The 24,524-nt window shown below is 61.4% G+C and carries 22 protein-coding genes; 5 read left to right on the forward strand and 17 right to left on the reverse strand.

Annotation, left to right across the window (positions count from 1 at the left end; translation table 11 throughout):
* Nucleotides 1–14 precede the first annotated feature (14 nt).
* The gene (locus PUT78_RS14105; RefSeq protein WP_274352915.1) at nt 15–1,085 is read left to right on the forward strand and encodes an AbrB family transcriptional regulator; all 1,071 of its coding nucleotides are present in this window, start codon (nt 15–17) and stop codon (nt 1,083–1,085) included.
* Nucleotides 1,086–1,096: 11 nt separating this feature from the next.
* Here the strand turns inward: PUT78_RS14105 and PUT78_RS14110 are convergent, their stop codons facing one another.
* The 16 genes from PUT78_RS14110 to PUT78_RS14185 all read right to left on the reverse strand — a co-directional run bounded on the left by PUT78_RS14110 (nt 1,097) and on the right by PUT78_RS14185 (nt 18,915).
* Nucleotides 1,097–1,303, reverse strand: a complete 207-nt coding sequence (locus PUT78_RS14110; RefSeq protein ID WP_274352916.1) for a formate dehydrogenase subunit delta — start codon at nt 1,301–1,303, stop codon at nt 1,097–1,099.
* The gene (gene fdhD / locus PUT78_RS14115) at nt 1,293–2,120 is read right to left on the reverse strand and encodes a formate dehydrogenase accessory sulfurtransferase FdhD (RefSeq protein WP_274352917.1); all 828 of its coding nucleotides are present in this window, start codon (nt 2,118–2,120) and stop codon (nt 1,293–1,295) included. The genes PUT78_RS14110 and fdhD overlap by 11 nt, the downstream gene beginning before the upstream one ends.
* Nucleotides 2,121–2,124: 4 nt before the next feature.
* On the reverse strand, nt 2,125–5,022 hold the full coding sequence (gene fdhF, locus PUT78_RS14120) for a formate dehydrogenase subunit alpha (RefSeq protein ID WP_274352918.1): 2,898 nt from the start codon (nt 5,020–5,022) through the stop codon (nt 2,125–2,127).
* 91 nt (nt 5,023–5,113) lie between these two features.
* Nucleotides 5,114–6,634, reverse strand: a complete 1,521-nt coding sequence (locus PUT78_RS14125) for a formate dehydrogenase beta subunit (RefSeq protein ID WP_274352919.1) — start codon at nt 6,632–6,634, stop codon at nt 5,114–5,116.
* Nucleotides 6,631–7,107, reverse strand: a complete 477-nt coding sequence (locus tag PUT78_RS14130; protein ID WP_274352920.1) for a formate dehydrogenase subunit gamma — start codon at nt 7,105–7,107, stop codon at nt 6,631–6,633. Before PUT78_RS14130 ends, PUT78_RS14125 begins: the two co-directional genes overlap by 4 nt.
* Nucleotides 7,108–7,197: 90 nt before the next feature.
* Nucleotides 7,198–8,085: a LysR family transcriptional regulator gene (locus tag PUT78_RS14135; protein WP_274352921.1), complete on the reverse strand. Its 888-nt coding sequence runs from the start codon at nt 8,083–8,085 to the stop codon at nt 7,198–7,200.
* 39 nt (nt 8,086–8,124) lie between these two features.
* Nucleotides 8,125–9,222, reverse strand: a complete 1,098-nt coding sequence (locus PUT78_RS14140) for a sensor histidine kinase (protein ID WP_274352922.1) — start codon at nt 9,220–9,222, stop codon at nt 8,125–8,127.
* A gap of 328 nt (nt 9,223–9,550) precedes the next feature.
* Nucleotides 9,551–10,603 carry a hypothetical protein gene (locus PUT78_RS14145; RefSeq protein ID WP_274352923.1) on the reverse strand — a complete coding sequence of 351 codons (1,053 nt, stop codon included), beginning with the start codon at nt 10,601–10,603 and terminating at the stop codon, nt 9,551–9,553.
* Nucleotides 10,604–10,736: 133 nt separating this feature from the next.
* A complete protein-coding gene (locus PUT78_RS14150) occupies nt 10,737–11,222 on the reverse strand; it encodes a hypothetical protein (protein WP_274352924.1) in 486 nt (161 codons plus the stop codon).
* Nucleotides 11,223–11,508: 286 nt separating this feature from the next.
* A complete protein-coding gene (locus tag PUT78_RS14155; RefSeq protein ID WP_274352925.1) occupies nt 11,509–12,480 on the reverse strand; it encodes a M14 family metallopeptidase in 972 nt (323 codons plus the stop codon).
* On the reverse strand, nt 12,477–13,349 hold the full coding sequence (locus tag PUT78_RS14160; RefSeq protein ID WP_274352926.1) for an N-formylglutamate amidohydrolase: 873 nt from the start codon (nt 13,347–13,349) through the stop codon (nt 12,477–12,479). Before PUT78_RS14160 ends, PUT78_RS14155 begins: the two co-directional genes overlap by 4 nt.
* Nucleotides 13,346–14,347 (reverse strand): ABC transporter ATP-binding protein, encoded by a 1,002-nt coding sequence (locus PUT78_RS14165; RefSeq protein ID WP_274352927.1) that lies wholly within the window; start codon nt 14,345–14,347, stop codon nt 13,346–13,348. The genes PUT78_RS14160 and PUT78_RS14165 overlap by 4 nt, the downstream gene beginning before the upstream one ends.
* Complete coding sequence (locus PUT78_RS14170) at nt 14,344–15,324, reverse strand: ABC transporter ATP-binding protein (protein ID WP_274352928.1); 981 nt, start codon at nt 15,322–15,324, stop codon at nt 14,344–14,346. The genes PUT78_RS14165 and PUT78_RS14170 overlap by 4 nt, the downstream gene beginning before the upstream one ends.
* Before the next feature lies 1 nt (nt 15,325).
* Nucleotides 15,326–16,249, reverse strand: a complete 924-nt coding sequence (locus PUT78_RS14175; RefSeq protein ID WP_274352929.1) for an ABC transporter permease — start codon at nt 16,247–16,249, stop codon at nt 15,326–15,328.
* The gene (locus PUT78_RS14180; RefSeq protein ID WP_274352930.1) at nt 16,246–17,226 is read right to left on the reverse strand and encodes an ABC transporter permease; all 981 of its coding nucleotides are present in this window, start codon (nt 17,224–17,226) and stop codon (nt 16,246–16,248) included. The genes PUT78_RS14175 and PUT78_RS14180 overlap by 4 nt, the downstream gene beginning before the upstream one ends.
* A 78-nt stretch (nt 17,227–17,304) precedes the next feature.
* The gene (locus PUT78_RS14185) at nt 17,305–18,915 is read right to left on the reverse strand and encodes an ABC transporter substrate-binding protein (RefSeq protein ID WP_274352931.1); all 1,611 of its coding nucleotides are present in this window, start codon (nt 18,913–18,915) and stop codon (nt 17,305–17,307) included.
* Nucleotides 18,916–19,093: 178 nt separating this feature from the next.
* Here PUT78_RS14185 and PUT78_RS14190 point away from each other — a divergent pair, with 178 nt between their 5' ends.
* The 3 genes from PUT78_RS14190 to PUT78_RS14200 all read left to right on the forward strand — a co-directional run bounded on the left by PUT78_RS14190 (nt 19,094) and on the right by PUT78_RS14200 (nt 22,569).
* Nucleotides 19,094–20,026: a LysR family transcriptional regulator gene (locus tag PUT78_RS14190; protein WP_274352932.1), complete on the forward strand. Its 933-nt coding sequence runs from the start codon at nt 19,094–19,096 to the stop codon at nt 20,024–20,026.
* Nucleotides 20,026–21,183, forward strand: coding sequence for an acetylornithine deacetylase (gene argE, locus PUT78_RS14195; RefSeq protein WP_274352933.1), 1,158 nt, complete (start codon nt 20,026–20,028; stop codon nt 21,181–21,183). Before PUT78_RS14190 ends, argE begins: the two co-directional genes overlap by 1 nt.
* 225 nt (nt 21,184–21,408) lie before the next feature.
* Nucleotides 21,409–22,569, forward strand: a complete 1,161-nt coding sequence (locus PUT78_RS14200; protein ID WP_274352934.1) for a DUF418 domain-containing protein — start codon at nt 21,409–21,411, stop codon at nt 22,567–22,569.
* Nucleotides 22,570–22,706: 137 nt separating this feature from the next.
* Here the strand turns inward: PUT78_RS14200 and PUT78_RS14205 are convergent, their stop codons facing one another.
* Nucleotides 22,707–23,552 (reverse strand): SDR family oxidoreductase, encoded by an 846-nt coding sequence (locus tag PUT78_RS14205; RefSeq protein WP_274352935.1) that lies wholly within the window; start codon nt 23,550–23,552, stop codon nt 22,707–22,709.
* A 94-nt stretch (nt 23,553–23,646) separates the two neighbouring features.
* On the opposite strand from PUT78_RS14205, the gene PUT78_RS14210 reads away from it, so the two are divergent.
* Complete coding sequence (locus tag PUT78_RS14210) at nt 23,647–24,024, forward strand: winged helix-turn-helix transcriptional regulator (RefSeq protein WP_274352936.1); 378 nt, start codon at nt 23,647–23,649, stop codon at nt 24,022–24,024.
* Nucleotides 24,025–24,524: the final 500 nt, after the last annotated feature.

The raw sequence follows: 24,524 nt of genomic DNA on the forward strand, positions 1-24,524 counted from the left end.
TGCGGGGTTTCCCGATGCAGCAGTCCGTTCCGGGCAGATATGCAAAAATCACAGCAATTTATCTGGGCGCGGTCGGCACTGGCTGGGTTGCAGCACAACTGCATCTTCCGCTGCCCTGGATGATCGGCGCACTGATCTTCGCAACCGGAATCAGCCTTGGCGGTGTCCAGATCAAGGCCCCCGCCCTGACACGCCCGGCGGGACAGATCGTGGTTGCGGGGTCTGTTGGTCTGGCCTTTACACCGGCTGCGCTGGAATCATTGGGGGCGATGTTCCTGCCCATGGTGATCGCTGCATTGCTGACAATCGCTGCGGGGTTTCTGGTGGCCTGGGTGCTGATGCGCCTGTCAGATGTTGACGCCATGACCGCAACACTGGCGTCGGTTCCGATGGGGCCGGTCGAATCCGCTAATCTGGCGCAGCGCTATGGGGTTGCACCCGGCCCTGTGGTGTTCGCACAGACCTTGCGGATCATGGCGCTGGTGTTGTTGATTCCACCTGCCATCCTTTTGATCGATGGCAGCGTTGACGACCCTTCCGCCACCCTGCGCAATATCCCGTGGACCCCGGCGGGCACGGTATTATTGCTGACGCTGGCCATTCTCGGGGCGCTGCTGTTCAAGGTGCTGCGCATTTCCAACCCGTTTTTCCTTGGTCCGTTGGCGGCGTCGGCTGCGGCCTCTGCGGCGGGGCTGCCGGTCACGGCCAGCCCCTATGTGGTGCTTGCCGGTGCGCAGGTATTGCTGGGGGTCTGGCTGGGCGCGGTGATCAACCGCGACCTGTTCCGGCGGGCAGGCCGTTTTGTTCCGGCTGCGTTGTTGTCCACATTGCTGATGATCCTGCTATGTCTGGTGCTGGCGCTGATCCTGGCCCCGATTACGGGAACGAACTGGGCAACCATGGTTCTGGCCACTGCGCCGGGCAGCGTGACAGAAATGGCCCTGACCGCGAAAGTATTACAGGAAAGCGTGGCGCTGGTCACCGCCTATCACATCACGCGGATTTTCATCATCATCCCGTCCGCGCCCTTGCTGACGCGGATCACCGCACGCCTGACGCACTGGACCCCGCCGAAACGGGACTGAATGCAGCAGCGTCAGTTCAGCAATGCGACTGCCTTGCGCACATTTTCATCCAGTACCTGATCATCCTGTTTTGCCAGTTCGCACAGATGCGCGCGCATGGATGGATCCCAGAAATCGCGCAGATGCGCAGCAATGCGTTCGGCCCCGTCATCGCCCGGTTGTGACTTGAAGAAGGTCGCAATCTGGTTGGCCATATATACCAGTTTATCAGGCTGCATCGGATACCTCTGTAATAATGCGCGCGGGATGCGCGTAAATGTCAAAACCGTCACCGCGCGCAAAAGCGGCAACTGTAATCCCCGCATCCCGCGCCAGCCGCAGGGCCGCAACAGTGGGTGCGGAAACGGATACAAGCACCGGACAGCCCGCCATGGCGCATTTCTGCACAAGTTCCACCGACAGACGGCTGGTCAGGACAAAAGCCCCCTGCCCTGCATCCATCCCGGCGCGCGCCATGGCGCCGATCAGTTTGTCCAGCGCATTGTGGCGGCCCACATCCTCGCGGGCCAGAATGATACTGCCGTCACGGGTTAGGAACCCCGCCGCATGGGTGGCCCCGGTCTGTTCGCGCAGGGGTTGGCGCGCTGCCAATGCCTTGCCCGCAGTCAGCACAGCCTTGCGGGGCAACCGCAGGCCAGTGTCAGGCACATGGGGCAAGGGGCGGCTGGCCTGTTCCAGACTGTCAACCCCGCACAACCCGCAACCCACCGGCCCCGCCATGAACCGGCGGCGGGCCTGAAGGGCCTCTGAGCGGTCGGACCGCAACCAAAGCCGCGCTTCCAGCCCGGCAGGATGCTCGGCCAGTTCAAAATCCTGCACTTCATCTGCGGTGGCGATAATCCCCTCGGTCAAGGCAAAACCCACAGCGAAATCATGAATATCAGCGGGGCTGGCCATCATCACCGCAAGGGTTGTTCCGTCAAAGACCAGCGCCACCGGAACCTCATCCGGCAGGGTGCGCCACATGTCGCGCTGCCCGTCCTTGTGGACGGACAGGCCCGACATGCTGGCAGCAGGGGGGCGCCGCGCGGTCATGGCCCTATTCCGCAGCGGGCAGGATACGGCGCGAAAGTGCTGCCTGCGCCTGATATTCTTCCTGCCATTCGCTGGGACCGTTCGACGGGCTGATCTGCACTGCCGTCACCTTGTATTCCGGGCAGTTGGTGGCCCAGTCGGAATAATCAGTGGTGATGACATTCGCCTGCGTCACAGGGTGGTGGAACGTGGTGTAAACCACACCCGGACTGACACGGTCGGTCAATGTGGCGCGCAGCGTGGTTTCCCCCGACCGGCTGGCCAGTTTCACCCAGTCGCCCTGATTGATGCCGCGTTGTTCCGCATCATGGGGGTGGATTTCCAGCAGATCCTCATCATGCCAGACCACATTATCCGTGCGCCGCGTCTGCGCGCCCACGTTGTATTGCGACAGAATGCGCCCCGTGGTCAGCAGCAACGGGAAGCGCGGTCCGGTCTTTTCATCGGTCGCCACGTATTCGGTGACAATGAACCGCCCCTTGCCGCGCACGAATCCGTCCACATGCATAAGCGGCGTGCCCTCTGGGTTTGCGTCATTGCAGGGCCATTGCACCGACCCTTTTTCTTCCAGCGTCGCGTAATCCACGCCCGCAAAACTGGGCGTTGTCAGGGCGATTTCATCCATGATCTGGCTGGGATGGGTATAGCGCCAGTTCGCGCCCATCGCATTGGCCAGAAGTTGGGTGACTTCCCAGTCGGCATAGCCATTGCGCGGTGCCATTACCTGACGCACGCGGTTGATGCGCCGTTCGGCATTGGTGAATGTGCCGTCCTTTTCAAGGAAGGTCGAACCGGGCAGGAACACATGCGCGTAATTGGCAGTTTCATTCAGGAACAGGTCATGGACAATGACACATTCCATCGCCGCAAGCCCTGCGGCCACATGTTTGGTGTCCGGGTCCGATTGCAGGATATCTTCGCCCTGACAATACAGGCCCTTGAACTGCCCGGCTACAGCAGCATCCAGCATGTTGGGAATGCGCAGGCCCGGCTCCGGGTCAATTTCCACACCCCAGGCCTGTTCGAAAATGGCGCGGACTTCAGGCAGTTTGACATGGCGGTAGCCCGGCAATTCATGGGGGAATGACCCCATGTCGCATGACCCCTGCACATTGTTCTGGCCACGCAGCGGGTTCACGCCCACGCCGCGCCGCCCGACATTGCCGGTCAGCATGGCCAGGTTGGCAATCCCCATGACTGTGGTGGACCCCTGAGAGTGTTCAGTCACACCCAGCCCGTAATAGATGGCCCCGTTGCCGCCTGTGGCGAACAACCGGGCCGCCGCGCGCAATTCTGCGGCCGGAACGCCCGTCAACAATTCGCTTGCTTCGGGGCTGTGGCGCGGGTCGGATACGAATTCGGCGTAATGCTGGAATTCATCCCAGTCGCAACGGGTGCGGATGAAGTCCTCATTCATCAGCCCCTCGGTCACAATGACATGCGCCATCGCGGTCACCACCGCCACGTTCGTCCCCGGCCGCAATGCCAGATGATGCGCGGCCTTGTAATGCGGGCCTTGCACGGTTTCAGTACGACGCGGGTCCACGACAATCAGCTTGGCGCCCGCGCGCAGGCGCTTCTTCATGCGGCTGGCAAAAACCGGGTGGCCCGCATGCGGGTTCGCACCGATGACCATGATCACATCGGCCTGTTCCACGCTGTCGAAATCCTGCGTGCCCGCGCTGGTCCCGAAGGTCTGGCCCAGTCCATAGCCGGTGGGTGAATGGCACACCCGCGCACAAGTGTCGGTATTGTTGTTGCCAAACACCGCGCGGGTCAGTTTCTGCACCAGATAGGTTTCTTCATTGGTACAGCGGCTGGAGGTGATAACCCCCACAGATTTGCGCCCGTATTCCGCCTGAATGCCGCGCATTTTAGCAGCGGCAAAAGACAGCGCCTCTTCCCAGCTGACTTCGCGCCAGGGCTGGTCAATGCTGTCACGGATCATCGGGTTCAGAATGCGGTCCTTGTGGTTGGCATAACCATAGGCGAAACGCCCCTTCACGCAGCTATGGCCGCGATTGGCCTTGCCGTGTTTATAGGGCACCATGCGCACCAGTTCATCGCCATTCAGTTCTGCCTTGAACGAACAGCCAACCCCGCAATAGGCGCAGGTTGTGATAACCGACCGCGTGGGCGTGCCCAGTTCGATCACCGATTTTTCCTGCAATGTTGCTGTCGGGCAGGCCTGCACACAGGCCCCGCAGGACACACAATCAGACGCCAGCGCGGTGTCACTTTTCGCACCAAAGGACACGCGGCTGTCAAACCCACGTCCCTCAATCGTCAGCGCGAATGTCCCCTGCACTTCTTCGCAGGCGCGCACGCAACGTGAACAGACGATGCATTTCGCCGGGTCATAGGTGAAATACGGGTTGCTGTCATCCTTGGGCAGCCATTCGGGATTCGCCTCGCCACTGGTATTGCGCGGTGCAAAATGATTGGCCAGACCGGCACCTTCAGGTGCCTGATAGCGCACATCGCGCAAACCCACGACGCCTGCCATATCCTGCAATTCGCAATCGCCATTGGCAGCACAGGTCAGGCAATCCAGCGGGTGGTCACTGATATACAGCTCCATCACACCGCGGCGCAGCTTGCGCAGTTTTTCATTCCGGGTGTGCACGACCATGCCCGGCGCAACCGGCGTTGTGCAGGACGCGGGCGTGCCGCGCCGCCCTTCGATTTCCACAACGCACAGACGGCATGACCCGAAAGCTTCAACGCTGTCCGTTGCGCATAGCTTGGGAATGGACAATCCCGCCAATGCCGCCGCGCGCATTACGGATGTACCTTCAGGTACGGTCACCTCGAACCCGTCAATCTGCAATGTTACCGGCGCACCCTCGCGCGCAGGGGTGCCCAGATCACGGTCATCGGATGGAATGACAAAATCCTTCATGCGCAAACTCTCTGCTTCATCTTGCTGCAAATATTCTGGGGGGTATGGGGGACGACGCGCATGGCGCGGCGCAATATGGCGGCTGAAACATTCATTCCGCAGCCTCCTTCATGCGCGCGAAATCATCGGGGAAATGGGTCAGCGCGGACATCACCGGGAAAGGCGTGAAGCCCCCCAGTGCACAAAGCGATCCGTCCTTCATGGTTTCGCACAGGTCTGTCAGCAACGGGATAGCCGCCCCGTCACCTGCCGCGATCCGGTCGATGGTTTCGACGCCGCGCACAGCACCAATCCGGCAGGGCGTGCATTTGCCGCAGCTTTCCACAGCGCAGAATTCCATTGCAAAGCGCGCCATGCGCAGCATGTCGGCGCTGTCATCGAACACCACCAACCCCGCATGGCCGATCAGCCCGCCTGCGGCGTCGAATTCTTCATAGCCCAATGCGGTGTCGAATTTCGACACGGGCATATAGGCCCCCAGCGGGCCGCCTACCTGCACTGCCTTGACGGGCCTGCCGCTGGCCGTGCCGCCTGCGATGTCATTGACCACTGTGCCCAGGGGCATGCCAAACGCCGTTTCAAACAACCCGCCGCGCGCGACATTGCCCGCGATCTGCAAGGTCACTGTGCCGCGCGACCGGCCCTGCCCGAAATCCGCATAGAACTGAGCGCCTTTTTCAAAAATCACCGGCACTGTGGCCAGTGATATTACGTTATTGACCACAGTGGGCTGGCCCAGGAACCCTTCCAGCGCCGGAAGGGGTGGTTTCGCGCGCACCACGCCGCGCTTGCCCTCCAGTGAATTCAGCAGGCTGGTTTCTTCACCGCAGACATAGGCCCCGGCCCCTTTGCGGATCTCCATGTCGAACGCGCGGCCCGACCCCAGCACATCTGGCCCCAGCACACCGGCTGCTCGCGCAATTTCCACTGCGCGGGTCATCACCGAAATCGCGTCAGGGTATTCCGAACGCAGATAAACATAGCCGCGTGTGGCCCCCACGCCCAGACCCGCGATCGCCATCCCTTCTATCAGGGTAAAAGGATCGCCTTCCATGATCATGCGGTCGGCAAATGTGCCGCTGTCGCCTTCATCTGCGTTGCAGACAATATACTTCTGCGCCGCCTGCGCGCCCAGCACTGTGTTCCACTTTATGCCTGTGGGGAAACCCGCGCCGCCACGCCCGCGCAGGCCGGATTTGGTGACTTCATCCACAATATCCGCGCCCGTCATGGCAATGGCCCGGCGCAAACCCGCAAGCCCGCCATGCGCCTGATAATCGCCCAGCGACAGCGGGTCGATGATGCCGCAGCGCGCGAATGTCAGGCGGGTCTGGTTGCGCATCCAGTCCAGTTCATCAACCGGGCCAAGCGCCTTGGGGGAGGAGCCATCAAGGATCGCATCCGCATCCCCCGGGGTGGCGGGGCCAAAGCCGTGGCGCACACCGTCAATCTCGACCTCGACCAGCGGTTCCAGCCAGATCATGCCACGGGTGCCGTTGCGCACCAGTTCAACCGTCAGCCCGCGCGCGCGCGCCTGTTGCGTGATTGCGGCGGCGACGTCATCGGCACCAAGGGCGAGGGCTGCACTATCTGCAGGGACAAATATTTTCATGCGCCCGCCTCCGCCAGAACCGCGTCCATGCGCGCGGTATCCACACGGCCCAGAACGCGCCCGTCCACCATGACAGCCGGACCACAGGCACACAGGCCCAGGCAGTAAACCGGTTCCACCGTCACCGCGCCATTTGCCGTGGTGCCATGCCAGTCCAGCCCCAGCTTGCGCAGGGTGGATTCGGCCAGCGCATTGCCGCCCACTGCCTGACAGGCTTCGGCGCGGCAAATCTTCAGCACATGCCGCCCGGCGGGGTTTTCACGGAAATCATGATAAAAACTTATAACCCCATGCAATTCCGCGCGGGAAATGTTCAGCGCCTCTGTAATCAGGGGGCTGGCAGCTGCGGGAATATGCCCGAATGCATCCTGAAACGCATGCAGGATCGGCAGAAGCGGCCCTTCAAGATGCAGATGCTGCGCGATGATCGCACGCATGTCATCGGTCTCGGTGGCTGGCGCGGAAAGGGTCATGGCTGGCCTCATTGGGTGTTTATCCCATCAGACCATGAATTATCATTTGAAATCAATATTCATTATTGGTTGATTGATAGGCAGCGGCTATCAATCAACCGTCGATAATTGGCGTGCCGCACGCAGTAGCGCTTCCAGAACGGGGGTATGCGGCTCGCGCCATGGAGCGACAAGCCCCACGACATGGGGCACCGCATCCCCCTGAAGCGGAATTGTGCGGACCGCCTTGCCGCTGGCCAGAAACCGCGCGCTGTCTTCGGGCAGGACGGTCATCCAGCCGCCTTCGGCAACCATGGCCATCAGCACCACGGTTGAATTCGCCTCCACCCAGGTTTCGGGGGTTACATTCGCATCGGCAAAATTGCGGTTGATGATCCGGCGGTTCTGCATGTCAGGCGTCAACAGGCAAAGGCGTTCACCCTGCAATTCATCCCAACCCACAGCATCACGCGCGGCAAAAGGCGATTCCGCGCCACAGACCAGCAGATACCGTTCTTCATACAGCGGTTCCGTACTGACACGGCCCATGGGTTCATTGTCCAGATAGGAAATACCCGCATCAATATCCAGATTGTCCAGCATCGACAAAATCTCGATCGAGGTGCGCGACAGGATGGTCAGGCGCACATTGGGGTTTTTCTCGCAGAATGTCGCGGCCAGCCGTGCGGCCCATGTCAATGCCGTGGGAATGACCGCAATGCGCAGCCGCCCAGACAACCCATGACGCTTGAAGCGCATTTCTTCCTTAAGCTGGCGGCTGTCACCGACAATGCGCCGCGCCCAGACCAGCGCTGTCTGCCCTTCGGGCGTTAGCCCGCCATAACGCGAGCCGCGGAAAATAAGCTGCACGCCAAGCTGTTCTTCCAACTGCTTGATGCCATTGGACAGCGACGGCTGGGTTATGCCCAGACTGGTGGCCGCGCGGCCAAAATGCCCTTCGCGTGCGACGGCAATGAACATTTCCAGTTTATCCAGCATCGGCATGCGTCCTGTACAAGGCTGCCCGGCCCGGTGGGGTCAGGCAATCTGTTGTGTCACGCCTTGTTCCTTGGCAGGGGAACCGGCGTTGGTCAGGGGCGATTCCGCAGGATCGCTGTCAGGCACTGTAAAACGCAGGCGTGCCAGTGTGCCGCTGCTGGAATCCGCGTGGCAAAGCGACAATTCGCCATCCAGCGCCTTGGCGAACTGGGTTGCCACCGTCAACCCCAGACTGCTGGATTTTGCCAGTTCGAACCCTGTCGGCAGCCCCGGCCCATTATCGCGCATTTCCAGAACGGCCGCGATTCGCCCCTCGTTATCAGCAGGTTCCGCAGTCAGCGAAACCTCTATCACAGTTTTGCCGTCGTGGGATGTTCCATGTTTGATGGAATTCATCATCAGTTCGCTGGCAATCAGCCCCAAAGGGACTGCCGCATTGTTCAGAACGCGCAGCGGTGCGGCATTGATCGTCAGCGCGACCGGGGTCCCTTCTTTTGCGACGGCAAGCGTGTCCTGCAGCACGTCGCGCAGATATTCCGCCACATTGACCGACTGCGCATCAACCGAATGCAACCTGCGCTGAAGGCGTGAAATCGACGTGATCCGCGCCTCCGAGGCGGCGAGCGCGCGCCGCGCTTCCGCATCACTCGTCTGCGCGGTCTGAAGTCGCAGCAACGCGGCAATTGTGCCCAGATTGTTCGAAACGCGGTGCTGCAGTTCAGAAAACATCAATGTGCGCGACTGAGCCAATTCATCTGCCTTCCTGCGCGACAGGGATAGTTCCCGCAAGGCCCGGACAGCCGCCGCGATGATCAGCACATTCGTGGCGGTGATCAGCACATAGAAACCAAGCGCAAGAATCACGCCACTGTTCAGGCTGAACGCACCCACAGGCGCAATGAACCAGTACCACGCAATGACGCCGCATATGCCGACCACAGCAATACCACACCGGATGGACGCAAAAAACAGCGCCAGCATGACTGCAGGAAAAAACGTCAGAAACGGAAAACCGGGCGGCAGCACATTATCCAACGCGAACCGCAGAAATGTTGCCACAATTACGGCCGATGCGCCGAAAACCAGTTCGAACTGCCAGCTACGCTGCGCAATTAATGTGGCACTCAGCCCGTTCATCAACCGGCTGAAATGCCTGCGATATCCAAATTTTTCTGACCTGGTCGCGGGGTTCAAATGGCGTCCTGTTCGCGCTATGATTGTAATTCAACTTAGCAACCACCGCTTAAGGTAGTGGAGCACCCCATCAGGAATTGCGTATATCCGGTCAGGAAGCAAGCCTATTGTTCTACAAGCAAGCGCCTTGGGCAGGTTGACCATGCGGCAAGTTGCTTCGCGTGCGGGATTGTTGCTTCCGGTAGCGCGGGGCAGGTCTGGCGGAACGGCAAGGCAGGTTGTCTTATGGTGTCGGAGGGGGGGCGGAGTTCCGTAGGCCGCCGCGGCATCGTCACACCATGGCCCGCCACATCCGGAAACGCCCCTGCCCCGTCATTTCGCGGATCAGGCCGTTATCTTCCATCCATGCAAGATTGCGTTGCACCGCGGCGCGGCTGGCCCCTGTCAGGAATTCCGCCATGGGCGCAGACAGAAGCGGCCAATCCGCCATCGCGCGCCGCAAGGCAGGGGGGGTGCGCCCCGACAGTCGCGCCATTGCCGTTTCCGCACGTGCATCCCATGCGTCGATCTGGTCCAGATGGCGCAGCGCAGTCAGCAGTGCTGCGTCCATTCCGTCGTACCAGCGTTTTAGCCGCGCATCGGGGGTGCCATTGGCGCGCAATCCCACTGCGCCCCCCATGGCCATCGGCGCAAAAACCGCGCCCTGCCCTTCGCTGGCGGCAATGCGCGCAGCGGTCACTGCGGCTTCCAGCCCGTCGCCCTGATGCACCAGTCCGGCCAGTGCCCACAGATGATACCCCATGCACGCCCGTGTCACCGGATGCAGATGCGCGGCTGATTTCATCAACTGTTCCCACGCGCCTGCGCGTTCGGTGAACAGTCCTGCTGCATCATCCGTGGTCACTGCATCATGGCGGCCAAGGAATTCCGGCAGGCCCGCCTCTGGTCCCGGCCCGCCACCCAGCCGCCGCACAGCCCAGCCAAGGCGGGCCAAAGCCTGCGTATCATCCTGCACGCCGGAAACCCGCAGCGCGACCCAGAGCGCCAGCCTGTCTGGGGCAACCCGGCCACCATTGATCCAGCTTAAATCCGCAGCTTCCATCAGGGCCAGCCGCTGCCGCCACCCGGCCGGGCCGCGTTTCAGGCGTTCATCCAGCGCCCCCAGCCGCCCTGCAACGCGCGCCAGCCGCGCAGCATGTCCGGCTTCGGCGCGGGTCCATTCATCAAGGACCGACGCTTCGGTCGGTTCCTGCGCGGGGCCAGGTGGCAGGAAAGCGGGTTCATCTTCGGGGGGGCCGGGCAGAAACCACAGATCATCCGTCGTCCCGTCGCGGTCATAAGGGCCGCTGAGGTCATCCAGCGAAGCAGATGGAATTTTCTTCATATGCGCAAAATACTGCGATTTTGCAAACCGATCAAGGAAATTCAGGGATGTTCATGTGATGCAATATGCGTATGGACAGCGCCAAGAAAACGGGCCGCAAATGCGGCCCGCCTGATGATTTTCAGCGCGCGTCCTAATCCAGCCGCGCAACCACGCCTTCCGCAAAAGCGGTGATCAGCGTCTGATAGGCGAGTTCGGCTTCAACACTTTCAAACAGCAGCGGTTCGCCGTATTCGTCAACAGCGGTCACACCTGAAAGCGAAACGCTCAGTTCGTAGGAATTGAAATTGCTGTTATCGGTTTCATCAGTCACATTGACCTGACCGACCAGAACCGACTGCTCCAGATCGAAGCTGCGTTCAAACGCGCTGGCCAGTGCGACTTCTTCCAGCCGCACAGAAATTTTGGCGCCTTCATCGTCGATGCGGTCCACGATCAGGGCAAGTATTGCGTTCTCCAGGTCATCAGTGATTGATGCCCAGAACAATGCAGCTTCTTCATTGCCGATCGCTGTAATATCGGCTGCGACCGTGACTTCGGACACTTTTTCAACGCTGGCCAGCGCAGTGCTGGACGCCAGTGCGAACAAGGCAGGGGCAAGAATACCGGAAAGTCTCATGATCCATTTCCTTCGGTTGCTTCGGTCGTGTTTTCAGACCGTATGCGCATAAAACCCCTGAAACCGCATTCCGTTCCCGCGAATAACGCGCATGGGCCTTGTGGGGGTGCCATTCACGGGCAGGAACTGGCCCGTGATGACATGACAGGATCATGTTTAATCTGGTCGGAAACCGGGTGTTGATGCGCGCGCAAAGCCTGCGCCACCCGTGGGCCGGGTTCAACCGGCCTTCCGCTATGGCCTGGCGTGGGTTCAGTCTGTATTGTTCAGACAAACCACCAGTATGTCAGGCAACATCCACCGGTTGTGCCAGCCGCACAGCGGTCTTGCCGGGCCACAGCCGGGCAGACGGCATGATCAGGACAGTGGTGGCATGCGGTGCCCGGATTTCGCGCGCGCCGTCATGGCCGATCAGTGCGCCCTGCGGCAGATGTTCAAACCCGCGCCAGTCTTCGGCGAAGCGGAAATTGTCCGTCTGGATTGTTACCGGGCCGGATACTTCGTAGAAACGCATGTTTTCCGGTACTGGCAATGGCCGGTGTGCGGCGACAAAATCCTGCGGCACCGCGCCGGTTGCGGCCAGAAAGGCCAGGGTTGTGTCCAGCGCGATATCGGCGGCGGGGGTTTCCCAATGCTGGCCGCATTCCACCAGCAGCGCATTGCGTCCCGATGCCGGGTTGGCGAAATCCGCATAGTCGCGCATACGCACGCCTTCGTCATGGCCATGGTCGCTGACCGCAACTGCGGGCGTGCCGACAGCGCGCGCCAGATCGCGGCCTTTCGCCAGCGGCCCGGCAATGGTCAGTGGTTCGGTCTTATGCTGCATCGAATGGATGTCCAGCAGCAGATCAACAGTATCCAGCCATGGCCGGATTTCGCGCGCGCGGGCCAGTTCAACGGTCAGCTTGCGGTCGGGATCGTCCAGAACGCCCGGCGACCACAGGCGGTTGAAATCCTCATCCACCCAGCGGCTGGCATTGGGATTGGCTGCGTCAAACGCCTCATAGGCGGCAATGTTGATGAAGGCCAGCGACAACCTGCCCTGCACCGGGCGCACGTTGTTGCCAAACAGCCAGTCCAGCGCGATGGCCCCGCAGGGTTCATTGCCATGCACAACGGCGGTGACAGCAACATGGGGGCCGGGCTGGCCGCTGTCGAATGTCCAGACATAGGGGATGCCGGTGTTCCCGGCCGCATAGGCGGTAATGTCGGGCGGGGTCAGTTCTACGGGATAGGCGGCGGGGGTGGCAGGGGTCATGGATATTGCCCTTGTAGCTGGCTGGTGACGAATTCGCCCAGATGCGCTGACAGGTCACGCAACAGGGCCTGCAACGGCGCGAAGCCCGCATTGGGTTCGCGTGTGGCCTCATTCATATACAGGCGGCGGTTGATTTCGATCTGGATGGAATGGCGGTTGGCGGCCGGGGCACCATTGGCGCGGACCAGTTCCATGCCCTTGTAGGGGTCGTTAATACCCACTGACACGCCACGCGCAGCTAGAAATGCGCGGATTGTTTCCGTCATGGCGGGGGCGCAGGTCGTGCCATCCCGGTCGCCCAGCACGAAATCGGCGCGCGTTGTGCCGGGCGGTTCGGGCGACATGGCGCTGGCGCGATGCGGCATCGAATGACAATTGACATGCCAGACCTGCCCCCAACGGGTATGGGCGCCATCCAGCAGATCACGCAGGGTGGTCTGATAGCGCTGGTGATATGTGGTGATGCGGTGCGTGATCTCTGCCGCGGTCAGGGGGCGGTCATACATTGCTGCGCCGTCGGGTGGCACGCGGGTCCAGCACAGGCCGATGCCGTTGCGGCTTTTCACAGATGGCCGCAGGGTCATCGGCATTGTGCCGTCAATCTGCGCGGGGTCCAGATCATCCGCCGCGCGGTTGGTATCGATATAGGCACGTGGGAACAGCGCATGCAGCAGCACCGCGCCTGCATCCACCGCGCCCGAAAACAGTGTGTGGACATGGGTATCCTCGGCCATGCGCAACAGGGCCGGGTCGGCGATGGGGCGGAAATCGGCGGGATAGTCAGTGCCGGAATGCGGGCTGTCAAACACCAGCGGCAGGCGCTGGCTGTCAGTGCCCAGAATTTCCAGCACCGCCGGGATCAGGGTCATGCGACACCCCCATCTTCCAGATGGCAGGCCACGGCGCGCGGGCCATCCTGGCGCAGGCGCGGCACCTCTCGTGAACAGCGCGGCCCGGCAAAGGGGCAGCGGGTGTGAAAATGGCACCCCGGCGGCGGGTTCATGGGGGACGGGATTTCACCTTTGATCGGTTCAAACCGGCGCTTTTCAAATGACAGACGCGGCACTTCGGCCAGCAGCGCCTGCGTATAGGGGTGGCGGGCATCGGAAAACAGCGCATCTGTCGGGGCGATTTCAACCACACGGCCCAGATACAATATCACCACCCGGTCAGAAATATGTTCCACAACACCCAGATCATGGCTGATGAACAGATAAGCCAGCCCCAGTTCGCGCCGCAGACGCATGAACAGGTTCAGCACCTGCGCCTGAATAGAAACATCCAGCGCGGCCACCGATTCATCGCAGATCAGGAATTGCGGGCTGACCGCCAGCGCGCGGGCAATCACGATGCGCTGGCGCTGACCGCCGGAAAACTGGTGCGGGTAGCGGTCGCCCGCAGTGGGTTCAAGGCCCACACGTTCCAGCATCTGCGCCACGAATTCCCGCGCCTGCGATTGCGTGATGATGCCATGATAGACTGGCGCCTCGGATATGATGTCGCGCACCCGCATCCGCGGGTTAAGCGAGGACATGGGATCCTGAAAGATCATCTGAATCTGCAAGGCCGCAGCTGTGGTTTCGGCGCGGTTGCGGGTGGTGATATCTGCCCCTTCAAACCGGATCGTGCCATGCGTTGGTGGCAGCAAACCTGCAATCATCCGCCCGATGGTGGATTTCCCGGACCCGGATTCGCCCACCAGCCCCACCACCTCGCCCGGGGCCACGCTGAAGCTGACATCATCAACAGCGTGAACAGTTGCGGGTTCATGCCCCATGCCCATGCGCGCGGCCAGCCGTGCGGCCATATCATGATCTTCGCGGAAGCGTTTCGACAGATTGGCAATTTCAAGCAGCGCTTCGGTCATTGCGCCACCTCGGACTCGCGCATGGGATGGATGCAACGCGCCATCTGCCCGGTGGGCATTTCGCGCGGCGGTTGGTCGGCGCGGCACGCATCAGTGGCGTTGGGGCAACGTGGACGAAAGGCACAGCCCTGCGGCAGGTCCAGCAACGGCGGCGTCATGCCCGGTATCTGCGCCAGATCAACCCCGCGCTTGTTGCGGCTGGGAATGGATTCGATCAGCCCATGGGTATAGGGGTGCGCGGGGTGGCGCAGCACAGTGGCCGCCCGCCCCTGTTCGACCACGCGGCCCGCATACATCACTGCGATATTATCGGCCAGGCTGGACACCACGCTCAGGTCATGGGTGATCCAGATCAGCGCAGTGCCGCTGCCTTCGGCCAGTTTCTGCACCTCAGCCAGAATTTGTGCCTGAATGGTCACGTCCAGCGCGGTGGTCGGTTCATCCGCGACAATCACCTCGGGGTCATGAAGCAGGGCGATGGCGATGGCGACGCGCTGGCGCATCCCGCCCGAAAACTGGTGCGGATAGGCATCCATCCGTTCCGCCGGTGACGGGATACCCACCCGCGCCAGCGTGGCAAGGCAGCGTTCGCGCGCGGCCTGTTTGCTGATATGGACATGCGCCTGAACCGCTTCTATCATCTGGGTGGATATCTTCAGCACCGGGTTCAGGGTCATCATCGGGTCCTGAAAGATCATCGCAATGTGGCGGCCACGGATGGCCTGCCATTCGCGTTCCCGCAGGTTGGCCAGATCGCGGCCCTGATACAGGATGCGCCCGCCCACAATGCGCCCCGGTTTGTCCACCATCCCCATGATGGAAAAGCCGGTGACGGTTTTGCCCGACCCGCTTTCGCCGACCAGCCCCATCACCTCACCCCGGTTGACCGAGAAGCTGACACCATCGACAGCAGGGACCACGCCCGCACGGGTGAAAAAGTGGGTTTTCAGGTTTTCGACCTGCAATACAGCAGTCATATCAGCGCCTCAGACGGGGGTTAAGTACATCGCGCAACTGGTCGCCCACCAGATTGATCGCGACAATGGCAACCAGCAGCGCCACACCGGGATAGACGCTGATCCAGTATGCGCCCGACAACAGGTAGGAATAGCCATTGGCGATCAGCAGGCCCAGCGACGGTTCGGTTACTGGCACACCGACACCAAGGAAGGACAATGTTGCTTCCAGCGCGATGGCCTGCGCAATCTGCACGGTGGCCACCACGATCAGCGGCGGCAGGGTGTTGGGCAGCAGATGGCGGAACATCACCCGCGCATGCCCCAGCCCCAGCCCGCGCGCGGCGGCAATATAGTCGCGCTGGCGTTCGACCAGCGCCGATCCGCGCACCGTGCGCGCATAATAGGCCCATTGCACGATCACCAGCGCGATGATCACCTTGTCCACGCCCTTGCCCAGAATGGCCAGCAGGATCAGCGCCACGAGGATCGCGGGAAATGACAGTTGCAGGTCCACCACCCGCATGATCAGCGTATCAATCCGCCCGCCGAAATAGGCCGCGGTGATGCCCATCGCCATGCCGATTGCCAGCGCGCAAAGCGTGGCGGTGACAGCGACAATCAGGCTCATCCGCAGGCCATAGATAATGGCCGACAGCATGTCGCGGCCCTGCGGATCGGTGCCCAGCCAATAGGTCTGCCCGCCAAAGGATTCGGACCCCGGCGGCAGGTTGTTGTCCATGATCGACAGTTGCGACAGGTCATAAGGGTTTTGTGGCGTGATCCATGGTGCGAATATTGCGGCCAGTACCATAACAACCATGACCACAAGCCCGATCATTGCCAGCGGGCTGGACGCGAAATCCAGCATCGCCGCGCGCAGCGGGCTGATAGCCTTTTTTTGCGGGGCCTTCTCCACGGGGGGCGTGATGGAAATATCGCTCATTGTGTGCCCCGCTGTGCCAGCCGCACACGCGGGTCCAGCACGGAATACAGCAGATCCACCAGAAAGTTGATCAGCACGAAAAGGAAGACGATCAGCATCAGATAGGCCACGATCACAGGCCGGTCCAACCGGTTGATACTGTCGATCAGCAGCTTGCCCATGCCGGGCCAGGCGAAGACTGTTTCCGTCACCACGGCAAAGGCGATCATCGACCCCAGTTCCAGCCCCAGAATGGTGACAACGGGGATCATGATGTTTTTCAGCACATGCACCAGCACCACGCGGCGATGCGACAACCCCTTGGCGCGGGCAAATTTGATATAATCCTGCATCATCACCTCGCGCGTGCCTGCGCGCGCCAGCCGGATGACCAGCGCCATCTTGAACAACGCCAGATTGATTGCGGGCAGGATCATGTGTTTCAGCCCGTCGAGGTTCAGGAAACTGACCCGCATTCCCAGAAATTCGGTGGTCTGGCCACGCCCGCCCGCAGGCAGCCAGCCCAGAAACACCGCGAAGATCAGGATCATCATCAAGCCTTGCCAGAAATTCGGCAGGCTGAACCCCAGAATGGACCCCGCCATGATGCTGCGCCCGCCCACTGTGTCGGGCTTCAGCCCGGCGATCACGCCCAGCGGCACGCCCAGCACGATGGCCAGCACCAGCGCAAACAGCGCCAGTTCCATCGTCGCGGGCAGGCGTTGCAGGATCACCGACATCGCACTTTCGCCATAGACGAAGGAACGGCCGAAATCGCCCTGCAGCAGGTTGCCGAAATAGACCCAGAACTGTTCCCACAAGGGGCGGTCCAGCCCCATGCGTTCCATGATCTCCAGCCGCTGACGCTCTGTCGCTTCGGGATTGATCAGGATGTCAACAGGATTGCCGATCGCATAGACACCAAGAAAGACCAGCACGGCCATTGCAATCACGGCGAGCAGACTCTGGCCCAGACGCCGCAGCAGATATGCCACCATGATGATATTCTCCGCTGGCAAAAGAAAGCTGATGCGCCGGGATCAGACCCGGCGCATCCTATATGAAAAGGCCCGGTATCAGTCGGCCTGGGTGACCGCAAAACCCAGCGTGTACTGGTCTGCGCGTGCTTCATATTCCAGACCGGGCGCCAGCGCCCATGTGGTCAGTTCATAATGGATCGGCACAATGGCGAATGTGTCCATTGCGATGGCACTTGCCTCGCGCAGAAGCCGTTCGCGTTCAGCGTCATCCACAGTTTGCAGCGCTTCTACCAGCCGGTCATCGATATCCGGGTTGGAATGGCGGGCGAAATTGGTGCCGCCAAGGCTGCGATCGGGGTCGCGCGTGGCGACCAGCGCCCCCAGCGGTGACGACATTTCACCTGTGCCCGCACCCCAGCCCGCCAGAAAGGCCGAGAAGTTGAAACCATTGCGGTCCGCGATAAAGGCCGAGAAAGTCTTGGCATCCACTTCGGTCTGCACGCCGACCTGTGTCCACATCTGCGCAACTGCCTGTGAAATGGCCCCATCGTTGATGTAGCGGTCATTCGGCGTGCCCAGCACGATCTGGAAACCATCGGGATAGCCCGCATCAGCCAGCAATTCGCGTGCGCGCTCAGCGTCATAGGGGATCGCGGGGCGGTCGGGGTTGGTGCCGAACATTGGTGCAGGCAGCAATTCGCCCGCCGGTTCCGACAGACCCAGCATCAGCCGTTGCTGAATCGCCTCGCGGTCGATGGCCAGCGCCAGTGCTTCGCGCACACGGGCGTCCTGCAACGGGTTGGTGTCGCCGGCAATACCCGGTGTCGGCGCATCGCCCTGATCCAGCGCGATATAGATGACGCGGTTTGACAGACCGGATGAAATAACGAAACCATCGCCTTCGATCCGGGCGATATCCTGCGTTGGCGGGTTCTCGATCATCTGCACGTCACCTGCCAGCAGCGCTGCCACGCGGGCACCAGCATTGGTCAGCGGACGCATGACGATCTGTTCCCATGCGGGGGCGTCGCCATAGTAGTTGTCATTGCGCGTCAGGCGCAATTCCTCGCCCCGGATATAGGCATCCAGCGTGTAGGGGCCGGTGCCGATGGCAAAGGCCGGGTCATTGAATTCCGCAGATGCGGGCGCATCGCCGATTCCGGTGCAGCCATCGGTGTCGAAACTCACCTCATCTTCGGCACCTGAAACGCTGGCCGAAATGATGCCGAATGTCGCCAGCTGGTTGGGCAGCAGCGGGGCCGGCCCGTCTGTGGTTACAATCAGCGTATGGTCATCTTCGGCTTCCAGCCCGGCGATGGCGCGGGTGTATAGCGTGAAGGGCGACGGCGCGTCAGGCACCAGCGGAATGCGGCAGATGGTATAGATCACGTCGCGCGCGGTAAACGGCGCACCGTTGGAAAAGGTCACCCCCTCGCGCAGGGTCAGGCGCCAGGTGGTGTCATCCACGGCTTCCCATTCCGTTGCAAGACCGGGATTCAGAAGCTGTTGGGCGTCCTGTTCGATCAAGGGCGTGAATATATGGCGGGCCAGCGCATTGTTCGGCCCCAGATTGTGGTAGTGCGGGTCAACGGATGTTGGTTCGGATGCAAGCCCGATCCGCAGCGTATCAGCACTGACCGCGCCCGCTGTCAGCGCAAGCGCTGCGCTGGCGGACATCAGAAATGCGCGTGATGAAGTATTGGGCATTGGTAGCTCCCTGTTTGCGATTCTCGCACGCAATGCGCACGGTATCATCTTTGTCTTTTGACAGAACGAACCGCGCCAGCGCATGACCAGCTACAGGCCGCTCTTGCGTTAAATGCTATGATGCATTAATAGCATTGTAAATAGAAAACATCATAACCAAAACGCATAGGCTGTAGCGGTGCCTGAAGATAACAGCAAAAATGACGGGTCTGACATCAGACTGCGGGAGTTGCGTGTCCTGCGCGCAATTGTCACCACAGGAACGACAACCGCAGCAGCAGATGTGCTGGGCATTTCACAGCCAGCGGTCAGCCGGACGGTAGCGCAACTCGAAGAGCGTTTGGGCCGCGTGCTTTTTGCGCGCGAAGGGGGGCGCCTGCTGCCCACCTCCGAAGCCCTTGGGATAGATGCGGAACTGGATGTGCTGTTCAATGCACTGGACCGGATTGAGAACCCTGACCGGCGTGCGCCTGACCCGACAGTGCCCTTGCGAATTGCGGCACCGCCCACCATCGCACATCGGTTCCTGCCCGGTCCGGTCGCTGATTTTTCCCGCCGCTATCCTGATCAGACGATCCTGATCGATGTGTTGTCCAGCGATGTCCTTGTCACCCAGGTTGCCGAAGGCCGCGTTGACATTGCCTTGTCTGACGCCGAGCCGAACCATGCGGCGGTCCGGGTGGAGCCGTTCCGCGCATCGCATGTCGTGTGCCTGATGCGGCGCGAAAACCCGCTGTCGGCGAAGCAGGTCATCCTGCCCGAGGATCTGGACGGGCTGGCCTATGTTGCGCAGACCCGCCGCCATTCGGCCCGCGTCGCCAAGGATCGTGCGTTGGCGGCTGCCGGGGTGCAACCGCGCATAACAATCGAAACCGCGACTGTCGTATCGGCTGCGGAACTGGTGCGCGAAGGGCTGGGGGTGGCACTGATCAACCCATTTCCGACCGCCCTGCGGCTGGACGCCAGCCTGACCACCCGCCCGTTTGAACCGACAATCACATTGCAGACCAGTTTTCTTTCGCCCATCGGGACGCGCCATTCGCCAGCCACGCTTGCCTTCATGGCGATGGTACGCGCGCGGGCCAACCAGACCCAAAAGGGAGATTTCTGATGCCAAGTGCTGCCACGCAGACCGCCCTGAAGGCCCTGATCGGTTTCGACACGACCAGCCGCAATTCCAACCTTCCGCTGATCGACTGGGCCGAAGATTGGCTGACCCGGCACGGCGCTGTCTGTCGCCGTGTGCATGATGCGACCGGAACCAAGGCCAACCTGTGGGCAACATTCGGCCCTGCGGATGTGCCCGGCTGGGTGTTGTCGGGGCATACCGACACGGTGCCGGTGGATGGGCAGAACTGGACGACCGACCCGTTCCGCCTGACCGAACGCGATGGCCGGTTCTATGGCCGCGGCACCTGTGACATGAAGGGTTTCATCGCCTGCTGTCTGGGCCTCGCCCCGGTATTGCAGCATGCCGCGCTGGCCCGCCCGGTGCATCTGGCGCTGTCCTATGACGAAGAGATCGGCTGTCTGGGCGTGCGCGGGTTGCTGCGCATGGTGATGGCCGAACCGGTGCAGCCCATGGCCTGCATCGTGGGGGAACCGACGCTGATGCAGGTCTGCATCGGCCACAAGACGAAACGCAGCCTGCGCGCCACGTTTACCGGCACGACGGGCCATTCATCGCGTGCGCCGCAATTTGTCAATGCGGTCGAATATGGCGCGCGGCTGATTGCCCATATGCAGGCCATCGGCCACCGGCTGGCCACAGAGGGGCTGCGCGACCCCATGTATGACACGCCCCACAGCACTGCACATGTCGGCACCGCCCATGGCGGGACCGCGTTGAATATCGTTCCTGCGCGGTTTGTCACGGAATTTGAATTCCGCGTGCTGACACAGGAAGATGCCGATGCGCTGGTGGATGAGGTGCGCATCTTTATTGCGGAAACGTTGCTGCCGGATATGCAGCGCATTGACCCTGCGGCGGATATAAGCCTTGAAGTAACCTCTTTCTATCCGGGGCTGGATACGGCAGTGGATGCGCCGGTCGCAGTGACGGCGCGCAGGCTTGCCAACCGCAATGACAGCATCAAGGTTGCTTACGGGACCGAGGGCGGCTTATTCCACGAAATGGCCAATATCCCGACTGTCATTTGCGGTCCCGGTTCCATCGGGCAGGCCCATCAGCCGGATGAATTCGTGGCGGCGAACCAGCTTGACGCCTGCGAAGCCTTCCTGCGCGGTATTATCAACGAATGCCGCTGATACGGCTGTGACGACAGGCCCGGGCAGGTAAAATCCACATGTCCCCGCGGGGACATGAAACGCGCGGGCCGCTTGCCGGGCATCCCCACTATTTTGGCATATTTCTGCCCATCCGGCCCATGCCGCTGGCCCCAAACTGGCCATTGATGACCCGGTTGATAAACTTGTTCCCTGATCAGGAACGGGCATCGGGTGTCCGGTCCCTGCGCAGAAGGGGACGAAGATATGGCCGCGTCGCAATATTACCGGGATGACCGCATCGACGCTGTGCGCGCGCTGGTGCTTGGGGTCGTTGTCATCATGAACATGCTGACCCTTTCCGGCCTTGCCTATCTGCAGCCGGATGCGCGCGCCGAAATGCTTGGTGCGGTTGATCGTGCGGCATGGGGCTTTCTGGATGTGTTCTTTGACGGCAAGGCCCTTGCGGCGTTTTCCTTCATGTTCGGGCTGAGTTTCAGCATGATCCTGCAACGTACCGCCGCGCGGACGGACACATCGCTTGCACAGGTCATGCGCAGATTTCTGGTGCTGGGCGCGATCGGGGTGTTCAATGCCATATTTCTGTTCTGGGCAGATATCCTGATGACCTATGCCGCGCTTGGCCTGCTGCTGCCGCTGGCGGCGCGGCTGTCGCAACGCGCGATTTTCGCGCTTGGCATCGGGTTGATACTGGCAGGGCCGGTTATTCTGGCGTTCAGCGGGATCGATCCGCCCGCGCCGGTGCCGGAAGGGCGCGACGACAGCCTGCGGGCCTTCGCCTCGCCGCATTATGCCGATACGGTCAGCCAGAATCTAAGCATGATCGCAGGGGCCGCAGACGCATCAACCGGCATGTTGCTTCTGCGCCTGTTCATGCTGTCGGGCCTTTTCCTGCTGGGCCTCGCGGTCGGGAAAACCGGCCTGCTGGCCCGTATTACAGCGCTGCGCGGGCGTTTGTTGCAGGGGGGTGGGCTGTGCCTGGCGATGGGGTTGTGCGGGGGGCTGGTCTTGCGGCTGATGGATGCGCCGCAGGGCGTCTGGTTCCTGCTTTACCTGGAAACACCGCTGATGGCGCTGGGATATCTGATGGTGCTGACGGCTGCCCTTCATGACGCGCGCGCGGGCAGGCTGGCGGCGCTGCTGGCGCCACTGGGACGGATGAGTCTGACCGGATATCTGAGCGCGTCAATCCTTGGACAGGTTCTGTTTTACGGCTGGGGTTTCCGGTTGATCGGCCAGACAGGAACGCTTGCCGTCGCGACGATTGCCGTGGGGATATTCCTTTTGCTCAGTTGCTTTGCGCATCTGTGGTTCAGGCATTTTATCTATGGGCCCTGGGAATGGCTGTGGCGCAGCCTGACGCATCTGCGGCGTCAGCCAATGCTGGGGCGCAGCGCGGCGGGCTGACCAGATACTAAAGCGGGTGTCGGAGGTGTTTCCGGGCGGGGACAAGCCTGCCTGAAGCGACCAATGGCATGCGCCCGCCGGACAGGTCTGACATGTGGCAGGTGACCGGCCCCTGCAACGGGACCGGTCGCCATGTATCAGGCAAGACCCGCAGTCACGGCATCAGCCATGCGGGTGGTCGGACGGTCCAGAAGGCGCGACAATGTGTGGCTGTCATCTTCCAGCCAGCCATCTGCGGCTTTCAGATCGACATCGACCAGCATATGCGCAAAACCTGCTGGCAGGCCGAAACCTTCCAGAATGCCCTGATAGACATCACCGGGCAGGTCGTTATAGGGAAGCGCCTTGCCACTCTGGCGGGCCGTTTCGGCGGCCAGTTCAGCAAGGGTGAAGCCCTCGTCGCCCGCCAGTTCATAGGTCTGGCCCGCATGGGTCGCATCCGCCGCCACAATCGCCAGGGCTTCGGCAAAGTCGCGCCGTGTGGCCGGTGTGAAACGCGCCGATCCCGCCGATCCGATCAGCGCACCGGCATCAAGGGCCGCGCCCAGCGTACCAGTCCAGTTTTCCGTATACCAGCCATTGCGCAGGATCGTGGCCGACAGGCCGGACGCGGCGATGATTTCTTCGGTCAACCGGTGATCCTGTGCGATCAACATGGGCGAGCTATCCGCCTTGAGGATCGAGGTATAGATGATGCGCCCGACCCCTGCGGCGCGCGCGGCCTCGATCACGTTGCGATGCTGGCCCACACGGTCGTTGAAATCGCTTGACGAAATCAGCGCAAGGGTCTGCACACCCGCCAGTGCGTCGGGCAGGGTTTCGGGGCGGGTGTAGTCAAAACCCCGCGCTGCGACGCCCAGATCGGCAACGCTGGACGGATCGCGCGCCAGCGCCACGATCCCGGCAGCGTCGGTCAGGGTTTTCAGATGTGCAATGGCAATGCGGCCCAACTGGCCGCTGGCACCGGTGATGGCGATGGTCATGAGAGATTCCTTTGTGTTTTTGTTGACACGCCCCAGATAGACGAATACTTACGAAAGGGAAGTACCAACATTTTTGTAAGTATGGAAATTCTGAATGCCCAAGGACATGCCCCCTGACGTACTCAGCGAAAAATGCCCGTCACGTACGGTGTTGAACCATGTCACCAGCCGTTGGGGTGTGCTGGTCATGATCGCGCTGCAGGACGGGACTTTGCGCTTCAGTGCGTTGCGCCGCCGCATTGGCGGGGTGTCGGAACGCATGCTGACCCAAAGCCTGCGCCTGCTGGAAGAAGACGGTTTCGTCAGCCGCACCGCGCATCAGGTTGTGCCCCCGCATGTGGATTATGACCTGACACCACTGGGGAGAGAGGTCGCGCAGAAAGTCCATGCGCTGGCCGCCTGCATTGAGGGCAATCTGGGGCAGATACTGCAGGCGTGGGACGCACGGATTGCGGACCGCGAACAACGCTGATCATCTATCAGCACGCCTGTGAAACCGGCCCGCCGGATACCTGGGCTAAACAATGGGCGCAGGATGGGGGGGCGCAGGATGGGGTCCGCCTGAAACGGCCCCGTCGCGTGTGGCTGTTGGCCTGAAGGGGACATTTGGGGAAATTCCCAAAGGCGCGGAGCAAAGGCCGCAGGCCGCCGCGCCATCGGTGGGCCGTCCCGCGGCCTGCCGATGACCCAAGGGCAGTTCAGTCCTTTGGGTTCAGAAAGATGCCGCCTGCATAAACTGCATTCTTTGAACGCAGGACCGGCAGCCCCCGGCCCACCGCTGGCGCGGGCTTTGTGCATAGGTCAACGTCCCCTTCAGGCCAGAACCACCCGTCTTGTGGATCAGGTCAATGATTATCGCGGGGCAGGTTTTGGCGGATGCGTTGATAGGCGGTGGCGAGTTCGAGGCAGCCGCCTTCGGCGAGTTGGCCGACATGGGAGCGGTAGATTTCCTGCCATGGGGTCTGATGGTGC

Source organism: Roseinatronobacter alkalisoli, from assembly GCF_028745735.1.
Taxonomy (GTDB): domain Bacteria; phylum Pseudomonadota; class Alphaproteobacteria; order Rhodobacterales; family Rhodobacteraceae; genus Roseinatronobacter; species Roseinatronobacter alkalisoli.

Bases quoted from the DNA above. Each gene is read 5' to 3' on its own strand.
- PUT78_RS14110 (WP_274352916.1), bottom strand. From the start codon at position 1,303: ATGCAGCCTGATAAACTGGTATATATGGCCAACCAGATTGCGACCTTC.
- PUT78_RS14150 (WP_274352924.1), bottom strand. From the start codon at position 11,222: ATGAGACTTTCCGGTATTCTTGCCCCTGCCTTGTTCGCACTGGCGTCC.
- PUT78_RS14130 (WP_274352920.1), bottom strand. From the start codon at position 7,107: ATGACCCTTTCCGCGCCAGCCACCGAGACCGATGACATGCGTGCGATC.
- argE (WP_274352933.1), top strand. From the start codon at position 20,026: ATGCCAAGTGCTGCCACGCAGACCGCCCTGAAGGCCCTGATCGGTTTC.
- fdhD (WP_274352917.1), bottom strand. From the start codon at position 2,120: ATGACCGCGCGGCGCCCCCCTGCTGCCAGCATGTCGGGCCTGTCCGTC.
- PUT78_RS14160 (WP_274352926.1), bottom strand. From the start codon at position 13,349: ATGACCCTGATCCCGGCGGTGCTGGAAATTCTGGGCACTGACAGCCAG.
- PUT78_RS14105 (WP_274352915.1), top strand. From the start codon at position 15: ATGCAGCAGTCCGTTCCGGGCAGATATGCAAAAATCACAGCAATTTAT.
- PUT78_RS14180 (WP_274352930.1), bottom strand. From the start codon at position 17,226: ATGGTGGCATATCTGCTGCGGCGTCTGGGCCAGAGTCTGCTCGCCGTG.
- PUT78_RS14155 (WP_274352925.1), bottom strand. From the start codon at position 12,480: ATGACCCCTGCCACCCCCGCCGCCTATCCCGTAGAACTGACCCCGCCC.
- PUT78_RS14135 (WP_274352921.1), bottom strand. From the start codon at position 8,085: ATGCTGGATAAACTGGAAATGTTCATTGCCGTCGCACGCGAAGGGCAT.
- PUT78_RS14145 (WP_274352923.1), bottom strand. From the start codon at position 10,603: ATGAAGAAAATTCCATCTGCTTCGCTGGATGACCTCAGCGGCCCTTAT.
- PUT78_RS14200 (WP_274352934.1), top strand. From the start codon at position 21,409: ATGGCCGCGTCGCAATATTACCGGGATGACCGCATCGACGCTGTGCGC.
- PUT78_RS14165 (WP_274352927.1), bottom strand. From the start codon at position 14,347: ATGACCGAAGCGCTGCTTGAAATTGCCAATCTGTCGAAACGCTTCCGC.
- PUT78_RS14125 (WP_274352919.1), bottom strand. From the start codon at position 6,634: ATGAAAATATTTGTCCCTGCAGATAGTGCAGCCCTCGCCCTTGGTGCC.
- PUT78_RS14170 (WP_274352928.1), bottom strand. From the start codon at position 15,324: ATGACTGCTGTATTGCAGGTCGAAAACCTGAAAACCCACTTTTTCACC.
- PUT78_RS14185 (WP_274352931.1), bottom strand. From the start codon at position 18,915: ATGCCCAATACTTCATCACGCGCATTTCTGATGTCCGCCAGCGCAGCG.
- PUT78_RS14205 (WP_274352935.1), bottom strand. From the start codon at position 23,552: ATGACCATCGCCATCACCGGTGCCAGCGGCCAGTTGGGCCGCATTGCC.
- PUT78_RS14210 (WP_274352936.1), top strand. From the start codon at position 23,647: ATGCCCAAGGACATGCCCCCTGACGTACTCAGCGAAAAATGCCCGTCA.
- PUT78_RS14175 (WP_274352929.1), bottom strand. From the start codon at position 16,249: ATGAGCGATATTTCCATCACGCCCCCCGTGGAGAAGGCCCCGCAAAAA.
- fdhF (WP_274352918.1), bottom strand. From the start codon at position 5,022: ATGAAGGATTTTGTCATTCCATCCGATGACCGTGATCTGGGCACCCCT.
- PUT78_RS14140 (WP_274352922.1), bottom strand. From the start codon at position 9,222: ATGAACGGGCTGAGTGCCACATTAATTGCGCAGCGTAGCTGGCAGTTC.